Annotated in this window: 9 protein-coding genes and 3 tRNA genes; 5 read left to right on the top strand and 7 right to left on the bottom strand. The window is 68.9% G+C overall.

Going from position 1 to position 13121, the window contains the following annotated elements:
* The first annotated feature begins 57 nt into the window (after positions 1-57).
* Positions 58-2040: an acetoacetate--CoA ligase gene (locus FE633_RS09075; RefSeq protein ID WP_138044588.1), complete on the top strand. Its 1983-nt coding sequence runs from the start codon at positions 58-60 to the stop codon at positions 2038-2040.
* 127 nt (positions 2041-2167) lie between these two features.
* Here the strand turns inward: FE633_RS09075 and FE633_RS09070 are convergent, their stop codons facing one another.
* From FE633_RS09070 to FE633_RS09050, 5 genes are all read right to left on the bottom strand, one after another.
* Positions 2168-2575, bottom strand: coding sequence for a PIN domain nuclease (locus FE633_RS09070; protein ID WP_138044587.1), 408 nt, complete (start codon positions 2573-2575; stop codon positions 2168-2170).
* A complete protein-coding gene (locus tag FE633_RS09065; RefSeq protein WP_138044586.1) occupies positions 2572-2805 on the bottom strand; it encodes a type II toxin-antitoxin system VapB family antitoxin in 234 nt (77 codons plus the stop codon). Before FE633_RS09065 ends, FE633_RS09070 begins: the two co-directional genes overlap by 4 nt.
* Positions 2806-3185: 380 nt before the next feature.
* Positions 3186-3262 (bottom strand) — tRNA-Ile (locus FE633_RS09060).
* Positions 3263-3428: 166 nt separating this feature from the next.
* Positions 3429-3501: transfer RNA gene (locus FE633_RS09055), tRNA-Asn, on the bottom strand.
* Between the two features lie 5 nt (positions 3502-3506).
* Positions 3507-3579: transfer RNA gene (locus tag FE633_RS09050), tRNA-Asn, on the bottom strand.
* A gap of 145 nt (positions 3580-3724) precedes the next feature.
* Between FE633_RS09050 and FE633_RS09045 the strand changes: the two genes are divergently transcribed.
* The 4 genes from FE633_RS09045 to FE633_RS09030 all read left to right on the top strand — a co-directional run bounded on the left by FE633_RS09045 (position 3725) and on the right by FE633_RS09030 (position 9635).
* Entirely contained in the window at positions 3725-4033 is a 309-nt protein-coding gene (locus FE633_RS09045; protein ID WP_138044585.1) for a YtxH domain-containing protein, read from the top strand.
* A 190-nt stretch (positions 4034-4223) separates the two neighbouring features.
* Positions 4224-5708, top strand: a complete 1485-nt coding sequence (locus FE633_RS09040) for an FGGY family carbohydrate kinase (protein WP_138044584.1) — start codon at positions 4224-4226, stop codon at positions 5706-5708.
* A gap of 223 nt (positions 5709-5931) precedes the next feature.
* A complete protein-coding gene (locus FE633_RS09035) occupies positions 5932-7665 on the top strand; it encodes an ABC transporter ATP-binding protein (RefSeq protein ID WP_138044583.1) in 1734 nt (577 codons plus the stop codon).
* Positions 7665-9635: an ABC transporter ATP-binding protein gene (locus FE633_RS09030; RefSeq protein WP_138044582.1), complete on the top strand. Its 1971-nt coding sequence runs from the start codon at positions 7665-7667 to the stop codon at positions 9633-9635. The genes FE633_RS09035 and FE633_RS09030 overlap by 1 nt, the downstream gene beginning before the upstream one ends.
* A 157-nt stretch (positions 9636-9792) precedes the next feature.
* On the opposite strand, the gene FE633_RS09025 is transcribed toward FE633_RS09030, so the two are convergent.
* Both FE633_RS09025 and dnaG read right to left on the bottom strand, forming a co-directional pair.
* Positions 9793-11073, bottom strand: coding sequence for an RNA polymerase sigma factor (locus FE633_RS09025; RefSeq protein ID WP_138044581.1), 1281 nt, complete (start codon positions 11071-11073; stop codon positions 9793-9795).
* 126 nt (positions 11074-11199) lie between these two features.
* The gene (gene dnaG / locus FE633_RS09020; RefSeq protein WP_138044580.1) at positions 11200-13104 is read right to left on the bottom strand and encodes a DNA primase; all 1905 of its coding nucleotides are present in this window, start codon (positions 13102-13104) and stop codon (positions 11200-11202) included.
* Between the last annotated feature and the right edge of the window lie 17 nt (positions 13105-13121).

The following is a 13121-nucleotide window of genomic DNA, read 5'->3' as shown; positions in this document are numbered from 1 at the left end:
TGGGCGGAACGGGCGAGCCGGACGACATCGCCTCCCCTGTGTGAACCCGGAATGACCATGAGCATGAGCTCACCCGACATCCTGTGGCGGCCGAGCCCGCACCAGGTCGAAGAGTCCAACCTCGCCGACTTCCTCCGATGGCTCCGGACATCGCGGGGCCACTCGTTCGCCGACTACATCGAGCTGTGGCGGTGGAGCACCGACGAGCTGACCGAGTTCTGGGCAGCGGTCTGGGAGTACTACGGGCTGGATGAGGCCGGCGGCTACGACGCCGTGCTGACCGAGCGCACCATGCCCGGCGCACGCTGGTTCCCCGGTGCCCGGCTGAACTTCGCGCAACGCTGCCTGGCCGCGCCGAGCGACACCCGAGCGGCGCTGGTGAGCGTGACCGAGACCGGCGAGCCGGTCGAGACCTCCTGGCGTGAGCTGCGGGACGAGGTCGCCGCCGTCGCGACCAGGTTGCGCGAGCTGGACGTCGGGCCCGGCGATCACGTCGCGGCCTACCTGCCCAACATCCGGGAGGCAGTGGTCGCGTTGCTGGCCACCGCGGCAGTCGGCGCGGTATGGACGGCATGCTCACCGGACTTCGGCATCCCGAGTGTGCTGGCCCGGTTCCGCCAGGTCGCCCCGGTCGTCCTGATCGCCGCAGACGGCTACATCTATGGCGGAAAGGCGTTCGATCGCCGTGCTGAGGCTGCCGAGCTGTTGGACGGGCTGCCCACTGTGCGGCACCTGGTCACCGTCCGGCGCCGGACCACCGGCTCCTGGCCGACGCGTGCCGGCGTGACCGTGCACGACTGGCCGGACCCCTCGGCCGACGCGGAGATCGAGTTCGCCGACGTCCCGTTCGACCACCCGCTGTGGGTGCTGTGGTCCTCGGGTACGACCGGGGTGCCCAAGGGCATCGTCCACGGGCACGGCGGCATCGTCGTGGAGCTGTTGAAGTCCCTCGGCCTCGGTGCTGACGTGCGCGCGTCCGACCGGTTCCTGTTCCTCACCTCGACGAGCTGGATGGTGTGGAATTACCTCATCGGCGGTCTCCTGCACGGCGCGACCATCGTGCTGTATGACGGCAGCCCCACGTTCCCGGACGTCAACGGTGGGTGGCGTATAGCCGAACGCACCGGTGCGACCTTGTTCGGGGTGGGCGCCGGCTATCTGATGGCGGGCGAGCAGGCAAACGCGGAGCCCCGAGCCGCGGTCGGGCTGAGCCGACTGCGCTCGATCCTGCAGACCGGCTCCACCCTTGCGCCGTCGGCGTGGCGGTGGGTGTACTCGCACGTGTCCCCGGACGTGTGGCTGCAGTCGGTGTGCGGCGGCACCGACATCTGCTCCGCCCTGGCCGGCGCGGCCGCAGACCTGCCGGTTCGCACTGGACGCATCTCCGCGCCGGCACTTGGTGTCGCGTTGGCTTCCTGGGACCCGGAGGGGCATCCGCTCACCGGGCAGCAAGGCGAACTGGTCGTCACCGAGCCCATGCCCTCGATGCCCCTGCGGTTCGTGTCGGACCCGGACGGCCGACGGTATCGCGCCAGTTACTTCGACATCTTCCCCGGTGTGTGGCGGCATGGAGACTGGGTGACCGTGCACGACGACCTCAGCATGGTCGTGGCCGGTCGGTCCGACTCCACCCTCAACCGAATGGGCGTACGAATGGGTTCCGCCGACATCTACGCCGTGGTGGAACGCTTCCCCGAGATCACCGACAGCCTCGTCATCGGTGCCGAACTCCCTGACGGCGGCTATGTGATGCCCTTGTTCGTCGTCCTCGCCGAGCACATCCAGCTGGACGACACCCTGCGCGGCCGAATCGTCACCGCGATCCGCACCGAACTGTCACCCCGCCATGTGCCCGACGACATCATCGCCGCGCCCGCCGTCCCCCGTACCCTCACCGGCAAGAAACTGGAAGTGCCGATCAAACGCATCCTGCAGGGGACAGCACCAGCCCAGGTGGTCTCGGCCGGCGCTGTCACACATGAGGACACGCTGAACTGGTACGCCCGATACGGCCGCACCATCGGCAGGGTCCCGAAGTGACTTCAAAAGTGACTTCAAAGTTGACGACCTGACCACTCCCGCTGTGGATGCGCGTCCTGAACGGCCATGACTTCGGTATCGATCACCGAGAGGCTCACAGGCCTACAACGTGGACCGGCCCCAGAGATCAGGCTCGTACGTCTCGCTGCTGAAGTTCCTTGAGTACTCCGGCCACCGTCGCGAAGTCGTTGTTCACGTGGAGGACGGTGTGCCCGTGGTGGACCGCGGTCGCACACACCAACAGGTCGATCGCTCCTGCCGCGCGATGCCGGCCCTGCTGGGTCAGTTTGTACTGGGCGGTGTCGACCCAACGCCAGGCGTTCTTCGGAACGGGAGAGAGCAGGCAGAGTGCGTCCAACTCCTCCGCGAGCTCGTCCCGGTGGGACGGGCTGGTTGCCGAGTAGAGAAATTCGGCGCGTGTCGGCTCGCAGAGGTGGAACACCCCGGCTGCGATGTGCCCCTCCCAGGGCGGCAATGCTCCGGGAGTGCGGAACAGGTGCCACAGGGCGGAGGTGTCGAGCAGGTATGTGATCACTCGAAGGCCTCGTGTCGGGCACGCTTGCCCGCGTCATGCGCCGCCGCGGCCTGCTCGAACTCGCCACGCGCACCGCGCGCGGCCAGCTTCTCGGCAGCCTCGAGCCGCTTGATCCGGGCCACGTAGTCCCGCAAGGCCGCGTTGACCGTCTCCTTCTTCGTCGTGACACCCATCAGCCGCATGGCCTCGGCGAGCGCCTCGTCATCGAGATCAATCTGTGTGACAGACATCGAGCGCCTCCAGTATCCGTGATGTATGCCACCAAGATACGTCGCCAACATTGAAGAACGGGCCACCGCTCACGACCACCCGCCGGAGGTGGCGAGGCGAGGGCCTGGGCAGTCCCCTGTACGGACCGTTTCCGGCCCGGCACTCACGACAGTCGACCGTCGCGTACCGGCCTCCGGCTGGCCACTCCTCGAACATGATCTTGCTCGGTTCGGCAACGACAAGACCGTCGAACAGAACCTGCGCCCCCGGACAACGCGGGCGGCCTCAATTTCGGCCTCAACGTCATGACACCATGATCGAGCAGGGCCGCCAAGATCCCTCAAGTCCCCCGACCCTCCAGCAAAGTTGCTGGTCAGATCCATTCTCCACGTGTAGCGCGTGGTGGGGCGGGTGGGACTCGAACCCACGGCCGACGGATTATGAGTCCGCTGCTCTAACCGGCTGAGCTACCGCCCCGTCTACGGCGCGTCGCGCACATTTGTACGCGCCGTCTGCCGCAGCATAGCCGCTCATACGATCTCCTGCTTCGGATGGTCGGCTTCACATGACCATGAGGACCGCGACGCGGGCTGCGCGGTTCCACCGGGCATGAAAAAGGACCCCGCAGGGTCCTCTTCGGCTGCTCCCCCGACTGGACTCGAACCAGTAACCTGCCGGTTAACAGCCGGCTGCTCTGCCAATTGAGCTACGGAGGATCGAGCTCCCCCGACTGGACTCGAACCAGTAACCTGCCGGTTAACAGCCGGCTGCTCTGCCAATTGAGCTACGGAGGATTGCCTCGTTGCATCGAACGTACCTACCTGGGTATTCGCCAGAGGGCGCGCGCTCGCTGCGACACATACATTAGCGCAAGCAGGGGGGTGCTCCGCCAATCGGTTCCCCTACGACCGATGCCGACTCAAGGGAAGGGTGGCCGTCATGCGCTACCGGCTCACGTTCGTCGTCGGACTCGCCCTGGGTTACGTGCTGGGCACGCGAGCCGGGCGCGAGCGCTACGAGCAGTTGAAGAAGACCGCCCGGCAGGTAGCCCAGAACCCCGCGGTGCGCAACACCGCGGAGTCGGCTGCCCAGCAGGGACGCCAGTTCGCCGGCAAGGCGTATCACGTGGTGAGCGAGCGGGTCGGTGACCACGTCCCGGAATCGGTGGCCGGGCGCGTGCGCTCCCTGCGCGAGCGCAACACCAACGGCGTGGTGGCCGACGACGACTGGGGCACCAGCAACACGTAGAAGCCCCGATACGTAGATCCCCAAACACTCAAACACTCAGACGCATGGACGAATGGGGTGCTCTGCGCCACGTGGCGGACCGTGGTGCGAACGACAGTCAGCAGGTCAACGCACGGCGGCCGCGACGCCGGCATGAGCGCTTGCGACCGACCGGTACGGCCACGTCCGGCGGTACGGCAGAATTTCCGCCATGGGGATAGTCGCCGGGTTGGACAGTTCGCCCGATTTCACTCGCATCGTCGTCTGCGACGCGGACAGCGGAGCCGTGCTCCGGCAGGGGTACGCCCCGCATCCGGTCGACGGCGGCGCCGAGGGCGGCCGGCCTTCGGACGTGGACCCGCAGGCCTGGCTGCTGTCCCTCGGTGAAGCGGCGAGCGGCGGGCTGCTCGAAGGCGTGCAGGCGATCGGCGTCTCGGCGCAGCAGAACGCGCTTGTGCCGCTGGACACCCAGGGCAACACCGTGCGCCCGGCGCTGGTCGGCGGGGACAAGCGGGCGCAGGTCGCGGCGGCCGATCTGGTCGACGCGCTCGGCGGTCGCGAGGCCTGGGCCCAGGCCGTGGGCTGCGTACCGCAGGCGGGGCAGCCGGTGACGAAGCTGCGCTGGCTGGCCAAGAACGAGCCCGATTCCGCGCTGCGCACCGCCCTGCTCATGCAGGCGCACGACTGGCTGGTGTGGCAGCTGCTCGGCCGGCCGGCACGCCGGACCACCGACCGGGGCGGGGCCTCCAGCACGGGCTACTGGAGCGCGGCGAACGGCGCGTACCGGACCGATCTGGTGGAGCTGGCGCTCGGGCACCAGGCGCTGCTGCCCGATGTGCTCGGCCCGTCCGAGGCCGCGGGGACGACGCCCGAGGGGCTGCTGATCTCGGCGGGCACGGGCGAGACGATGGCCGCGGCGTTCGGGCTCGGGATCGGGCTCGGCGACGCGGTGGTGTCGCTGGGCGCCTCGGGGTCCGTGATGGCCGTGCACCATGAGGCGCTGGTCGACCCGTCCGGGATGATCACCTCGCTCGCGGACGCGACGGGCATGCATCTGCCGGTCGTCACCACGCTCAACGCCGTACGGACGCTGCGCGGGACCGCCGAACTCCTCGGCCTGCCCGATCTGGAGAGCCTGTCCGATCTGGCGATGAAGTCGACTCCGGGCTCGCACGGGCTCGTACTGCTGCCGTATCTGGAAGGCGAGCGGGTGCCCGCTCTGCCGCACACGGCGGGGACACTGTCGGGGCTGCGGCGGGAGTCGATGAAGCCCGAGCATCTGGCGCGGGCGGCGTTCGAGGGCATGCTGTGCGGGCTCGCGGACGCGCTGGACGTGCTGCGCCGCCGGGGCGTGGAGGTGCGGCGGATCTTCCTGCTGGGCCCGGCCGCCGAGCTGCCCGCCGTGCAGGCCTGCGCGCCCTCGCTGCTGGGAGTGCAGATCGTGGTGCCGCAGTCCGCCGATTACGCGGCGATCGGCGCGGCCCGGCAGGCGGCCTGGGCGCTCGGCGCCTCGCGGGGCACGCTCGATCCGCTCGGCGTCGCGCAGGGCACGTTCGATCCGCGGCAGCCGCCCGCCTGGCAGGGTGCGGCCGCGCAGGTCCTGGAGCCCGGCGAGGAGCTGGCGGTGGGGCAGGCGGTACGGCAGCAGTACACGTCGGTACGGGATCAGACGCACCCGGGCGCCCTCAGATCCTGAGATCCCAGAGCCCAGATCCGGAGCCCGGACCCGGAGTCCAGACCCGGAGTCCAGAGCGTCCGGAATTATGCATTCCGGGAAGCTTGATGCCACTTACGGGGTTTCTTGCCGGGTTTTTGAAGCGCTCTTGGCGTAATTCGCTGGGGTAACACTGGTGGCCTGTCCGACGATGGGGCGTGGTGCGTCACCGTTTCCGCCCTTGTCGCCGACCCGAGAGACCAGCGTGCTCATACGACTCCTGCGGACCTACCTCAGGCCATACAAGAAACCCATCGCCTTACTGGTGCTGCTGCAGTTCCTGCAGACCTGCGCCACCCTGTACCTGCCCACCCTGAACGCGGACATCATCGACGACGGTGTCGTGAAGGGCGACACCGGCTACATCCTGTCCTTCGGCGCGCTGATGATCGGCATCTCGCTGGTGCAGGTCGTGTGCAACATCGGCGCCGTCTACTACGGCGCCCGCACGGCCTCGGCGGTCGGCCGCGACATCCGGGCCGGCGTCTTCGACCGGGTGCAGTCGTTCTCCGCGCGTGAGGTCGGCCACTTCGGGGCGCCGTCGCTGATCACCCGCACCACGAACGACGTGCAGCAGGTGCAGATGCTGACCCTGATGACGTTCACGCTGATGGTGTCGGCGCCGATCATGTGCGTGGGCGGCATCGTGATGGCGCTCGGCCTCGACGTGCCGCTGTCCGGTGTGCTGCTCGCCGTCGTGCCGGTGCTCGGCATCGCGGTCGGGCTCATCGTGCGCCGCCTGCGCCCGCTGTTCCGCTCCATGCAGGAACGCCTGGACACGGTGAACCGGGTGCTGCGCGAGCAGATCACCGGCAACCGCGTCATCCGCGCCTTCGTCCGCGACGCCTACGAGGAGGAGCGCTTCCGGAAGGCGAACGTCGACCTCACCGAGGTGTCGCTGGGCACCGGGCGGATGCTGGCGCTGATGTTCCCGATCGTCATGACCGTGGTGAACGTGTCGTCGATCGCGGTGGTGTGGTTCGGCGCGCACCGCATCGACAGCGGCGGGATGGAGATCGGCGCGCTGACCGCGTTCCTCGCCTATCTGATGCAGATCGTCATGTCCGTGATGATGGCCACCTTCATGTTCATGATGGTGCCGCGCGCCGAGGTCTGCGCCGAGCGCATCCAGGAAGTCCTGGAGACGCGGAGCAGCGTCGTGCCGCCGACCGCTCCCGTACGGGAACTGCGGCGCCACGGCCATCTGGAGATCCGCGGGGCCGGATTCCGTTATCCCGGCGCCGAGGAGCCGGTGCTGAAGTCCATCGACCTGGTGGCGCGGCCCGGCGAGACGACCGCCGTGATCGGGTCGACCGGCAGCGGCAAGTCGACGCTGCTCGGCCTGGTCCCGCGCCTTTTCGACGCCACGGACGGGGACGTCCTCGTCGACGGCGTGGACGTACGGACCCTCGAGCCGCGACTGCTCGCGCGCACCGTGGGCCTCGTACCGCAGAAGCCGTATCTGTTCGCGGGCACGGTGGCCACGAACCTGCGGTACGGGAATCCGGACGCGAGCGACGAGGAGCTGTGGCACGCGCTGGAGGTGGCGCAGGCCAAGGACTTCGTGGAGCGGCTGGAGAGCGGGCTCGACTCACCCGTCGCGCAGGGCGGCACGAATGTGTCGGGCGGTCAGCGGCAGCGGCTCGCCATCGCCCGCACGCTCGTACAGCGCCCGGAGATCTACCTCTTCGACGACTCGTTCTCGGCGCTCGACTACGCGACGGACGCGGCGCTGCGTACGGCGCTCGCGCGCGAGACCGCCGAGGCGACCGTCGTGATCGTCGCGCAACGCGTGTCGACCATCCGGGACGCCGACCGGATCGTGGTCCTCGACGAGGGGCGGGTCGTGGGAACGGGCCGCCACAACGAGCTGATGGCGGAGAACGAGACCTACCGGGAGATCGTGCTCTCCCAGCTGACGGAAGCGGAGGCGGCCTGATGGCAGGGCCCATGGGGCGCATGATGGCCGGGGGCGGGCCCGACCAGCACTCGATGGACTTCAAGGGGTCCGGGAAGCGGCTGCTCGCGCAGTTCAGACCCGAGCGGGCCACCATGTACGCGATGCTGCTCGCCGTCGTCCTGAGCGTCGGGCTGTCGGTCGTGGGCCCGAAGATCCTCGGCCGCGCGACCGACCTGGTCTTCGCGGGGGTCGTAGGGCGGGAGATGCCGGAGGGCGCCACCAAGGCCGAGGTGCTGAAGTCCATGCGGGAGCGCGGGGACGGCGGTGTGGCCGACATGCTCTCCGGGACGGACTTCACGCCGGGCAAGGGCATCGACTTCACGGCGGTCGGCGAGGTGCTGGGGCTCGCGCTCCTGACGTTCGCGGGCGCCGGACTGCTGATGGCCGTGGCGACGCGGCTGGTGAACCGGGCGGTCAACATGACCGTGTACCGGATGCGCGAGGACGTCCAGACGAAGCTGTCGCGGCTGCCGCTGTCGTACTTCGACAAGCGGCAGCGCGGTGAGGTGCTCAGCCGCGCCACCAACGACATCGACAACATCGGGCAGACGCTCCAGCAGTCGCTCGGACAGCTCATCAACTCGCTGCTGACGATCGTGGGCGTGCTGGCGATGATGTTCTGGGTGTCACCGCTGCTGGCGTTGGTCGCGCTGGTCACAGTGCCCCTGTCGTTCTATGTCGCGACCCGCGTCGGCAAACGGTCGCAGCCGCACTTCGTGCAGCAGTGGCGGTCGACGGGCAAGCTCAACGCGCACATCGAGGAGATGTACACCGGGCACACGCTCGTCAAGGTCTTCGGGCGGCAGGACGAGTCGGCGGCGCAGTTCGCCGAGCAGAACGAGAAGTTGTACGAGGCCGGGTTCAAGGCGCAGTTCAACAGCGGGGTCATGCAGCCGCTGATGATGTTCGTCTCGAACCTCAACTATGTGCTGGTGGCCGTGGTCGGCGGGCTCCGGGTGGCCTCGGGGGCGCTGTCGATCGGTGACGTGCAGGCCTTCATCCAGTACTCGCGGCAGTTCTCGATGCCGCTCACGCAGGTCGCCTCCATGGCCAACCTCGTGCAGTCCGGGGTCGCCTCGGCCGAGCGGATCTTCGAGCTGCTCGACGCGGAGGAGCAGGAGGCGGACCCCTTGCCGGGCGAGAAGTCGCTGGATGCCGGGAAGGCAGGAGTCGGGGCGGCTGGAGAGGTACGGGAGGTACGTGGCCGGGTCGCGCTGGAGCACGTGTCGTTCCGCTACGACCCCGAGAAGCCCCTCATCGAGGACCTGTCGATGAAGGCCGAACCCGGTCATACGGTGGCGATCGTCGGTCCGACGGGGGCGGGCAAGACGACGCTGGTGAACCTGCTGATGCGGTTCTACGAGGTCACCGGTGGGCGTATCACGATCGACGGGGTCGACATCTCCAAGATGTCGCGCGACGAACTGCGGGCCGGGATCGGCATGGTGCTTCAGGACACCTGGCTGTTCGGGGGCACGATCGCGGAGAACATCGCGTACGGGGCCTCTCGCGAGGTGACGCGCGCGGAGATCGAGGAGGCGGCGCGGGCCGCGCACGCGGACCGGTTCGTGCGTACGTTGCCGGACGGGTACGACACGGTCATCGATGACGAGGGGTCAGGGGTGAGCGCGGGTGAGAAGCAGCTCATCACCATCGCTCGGGCGTTCCTGTCCGATCCGGTGATACTGGTGCTCGACGAGGCCACGAGTTCGGTGGACACGCGGACCGAGGTGCTGATCCAGAAGGCGATGGCGAAGCTGGCGCATGGGCGGACGTCGTTCGTGATCGCTCACCGGTTGTCGACCATTCGGGACGCGGACACGATTCTGGTGATGGAGAACGGGGCGATCGTGGAGCAGGGGGCGCACGAGGAGCTGTTGGGGGCCGGTGGGGCGTATGCGCGCCTGTACCAGGCGCAGTTCGCTCAGGCCGTGGCGGAGGTGGACTGAGGGCTCCGCCCTCAGACCCCGCTCCTCAATCGCCGGGGGGCTGATTTTCAGCCCGTCCGGCGTTTGAGGACGAGGCCGTTCAGGCCGATACGGGGGTCTGGGGGCGGAGCCCCCGGGTTCAGGATGGGACGGGTAGGGGCGGCGGGGGCGAAAAACCCTAGTCCAAGTAACCCCGCAGCTGATCCGCGAACGCATGATCCCTGAGCTTGTTCAGGGTCTTCGACTCGATCTGGCGGATGCGCTCACGCGTGACGCCGAAGATACGGCCGATCTCCTCCAGCGTTCGCGGACGCCCGTCCGCGAGCCCGTAGCGGAGTTGGACGACCTTGCGTTCGCGTTCGCCGAGGGTGGAGAGGACGGCCTCCAGGTGCTCCCTGAGCAGCAGGAAGGCCGCCGACTCGACGGGCGACGTCGCGTCGCCGTCCTCGATCAGGTCGCCCAGGGCCACATCGTCCTCCTCGCCCACCGGCGCGTGGAGGGAGACGGGCTCCTGGGCCAGCCGCAGGACCTCGCTGACCCGCTCGCTCGGCAGATCGAGCTGGACGCCGACCTCCTCGGGGGTCGGCTCGTAGCCGCGCTCCTGGAGCATGCGCCGCTGAACGCGGACGACACGGTTGATCAACTCGACGACGTGGACGGGGACTCGGATGGTCCTGGCCTGGTCGGCGAGGGCGCGCGACATGGCCTGCCGGATCCACCAGGTCGCGTAGGTCGAGAACTTGTACCCGCGGGCGTAGTCGAACTTCTCCACGGCGCGGATGAGACCGAGGTTGCCTTCCTGCACCAGGTCGAGCATGGTCAGGCCGCGTCCCACGTACCGTTTGGCGACGGAGACCACGAGCCGCAGGTTGGCTTCGATCAGGCGGCGCTTGGCCATCCGGCCCATGACCACCAACTTGTCGAGGTCCAGGGCAAGTTGGCTGTCCAGGTCGGGGGTCCCCGCGAGCTTCTCCTCGGCGAAGAGGCCGGCCTCGACACGGCGTGCGAGCTCCACCTCCTCGGCGGCGGTGAGCAGGGGGATCCGCCCGATCTCGCGCAGGTACTGGCGGAACAGGTCGGAGGACGGGCCTCCGGTGTCGGTGACGCGGGCACGGCGCAGCGGCTCGACGGGCTCGGGCGCCTCGGTCTCGATGACGCCGGCCGGCGGGTCGTCGAGGCCTGGCGGGCTCTCCGGCCCGGCTTCGGGATGGTGCGCGACACGGCTCTGTGGCGGCACCGCCGAGATGACGTCCGCGTCCGTGATGTTGTCGGTCTCTGTGAGGGTCTGGGTCTGCACGGGGGCGACCTCCAGGGTGATCGCTGCTGAGGCATGCGGCAGCGGTACTTCGCGAACGGACTCGACGGCCGCGCCGCCATCCGTCCCGTACACGTTGAGCGGAACCGCGGGGATGGAGGACCCGTCGCGTTCGGGTCGGCCGCGCTCCGAGGACTCAGGCACCGGAACCCAGTGTGGAGTACGACACATCCTCGCCACGAGGGGCGTGCGGTGACTTTTTGAGTCCCGTCCGTGACCGGGTGGTTACCCTGACGTACGAGTGCCCGGTCAGCGGGCACGAAACCACCGTCAGAGAGCTTCCGCGCCTCGCTCGCGCAGTGCCTGCCCGTACTGCTGGAGCACCCACAACTCGTTCTGTACGGCGGCCAGGTGGGCCGGGTCGCCGTGCGCGCCCAGGCGGGCGAGAGTGCCCTGGACCTCGTGGATGCGGCGGTCGACGGCGCGGCGGCGGACCATGACGAGCTGATCGCCGGCGTACACCTCGTCCACGGTCCGGCGCATGATGGCCTCGACCGCGAGCTCGGTGACCATGGCGCGGACCGCGTTGTCCGGAGCGGCCTCGCGGACCCGGACCAGATACTCCTGGGGGTCCTGGACTCCGTACTCCGCACCGCCCGCGTCCATGATCGCCTGGCGTACGGCCGCGTACGGCGGGGCGGTGAACTCGTCGATCCCGTAGGCGTCGAAGGCCGGGGAGACCAACTCCGGTCGCTGGAGGGCGAGTTTGAGCAACTCGCGCTCGGTGGCGAACACGGGGTTGCGGAGGGTCAGGGCGGGGCCCGACGGTGCTCTCACCGCGGCGTACGACTGTGGGGGGCCGCCCTGTTGCCGGGTCGGCGCCGGGCCCTTGCCGCCCCGGTCCCGTGCCCAACGGGCCAGCTGGGCCACCCGCTTGACCACGAACTGTGTGTCCAGAATGCCCAGCATGCCCGCGAGCTCCACGGCCACCTCGTGCTGGGCGCCGCTGTTCTTGATGCGGGCCACGATGGGCGCCGCCTCGTCGAGCGCGGCGGCGCGGCCCGCCGGGGTTTCCAGGTCGTAGCGGGCGACGATCTGGCGCAGCGCGAACTCGAAGAGCGGCATACGGGGTTCGACCAGGTCGGCCACCGCCTCGTCGCCCTTGGCGAGGCGCAGCTCGCAGGGGTCCATGCCGTCCGGCGCGATGGCGATGTAGGTCTCGGCGGCGAACTTCTGGTCGTCCTCGAACGCGCGCAGGGCCGCCTTCTGGCCGGCCGCGTCGCCGTCGAAGGTGAAGATGACACGCGCCGAGCCGTTGTCCATCAGGAGCCGGCGGAGGATCTTGATGTGGTCGCCGCCGAAGGCCGTACCGCAGGTGGCGATGGCCGTCGTCACGCCCGCGAGGTGGCAGGCCATCACATCCGTATACCCCTCGACCACGACCGCGCGGCTGGTCTTGGCGATCTCCTTCTTGGCGAGGTCGATGCCGTAGAGGACCTGTGACTTCCGGTAGATCGGCGTGTCGGGGGTGTTCAGGTATTTGGGTCCGTTGTCCGACTCGTACAACTTCCGCGCGCCGAAGCCGACGACCTCGCCGCCGATGTCGCGGATCGGCCACATCAGGCGGCCGCGGAAGCGGTCGATGGGACCGCGGCGGCCGTCCTGGGAGAGGCCGGAGAGGAGGAGCTCCTTGTCGGTGAAGCCCTTGCCGCGCAGATAGCGGGTGAGGTGGTCCCAGCCCTGGGGGCTGTAGCCGACGCCGAAGTGGGCGGCGGCCGCCTGGTCGAAGCCTCGCTCGGCCAGGAACGTGCGGCCCGTGTCGGCCTCCGGGCTGGTGTCGAGCTGCTCGACGTAGAACTGGGCGGCGATCTTGTGGGCCTCCACCAGCCGGATGCGCTCGCCGCGCTGGTGGGAGGGGTTGTAGCCGCCCTCCTCGTACCGCAGCGTGATGCCCGCCTGCCCGGCGAGGCGCTCGACCGCCTCCGAGAAGGAGAGGTGGTCGACCTTCATCACGAAGGTGATGGTGTCGCCGCCCTCCTGGCAGCCGAAGCAGTGGAAGAACCCCTTGCTCGGGCTGACCGTGAAGGAGGGCGACTTCTCGTCGTGGAACGGGCAGAGGCCTTTGAGGTTTCCCCCGCCCGCGTTACGCAGCTGGAGGTACTCGGACACCACGGCGTCGATCGGAACCGCGTCCCGAACCGCCTTCACGTCCTCGTCGTTGATCCTTCCGGCCACGCGTGAATTCTACGGGG

This window comes from Streptomyces montanus, assembly GCF_005786655.1.
Lineage (GTDB): Bacteria > Actinomycetota > Actinomycetes > Streptomycetales > Streptomycetaceae > Streptomyces > Streptomyces sporangiiformans.
The sequence above is the reverse complement of the archived record's forward strand: the minus strand, read 5'-3'. Positions and strand labels throughout refer to the sequence as shown.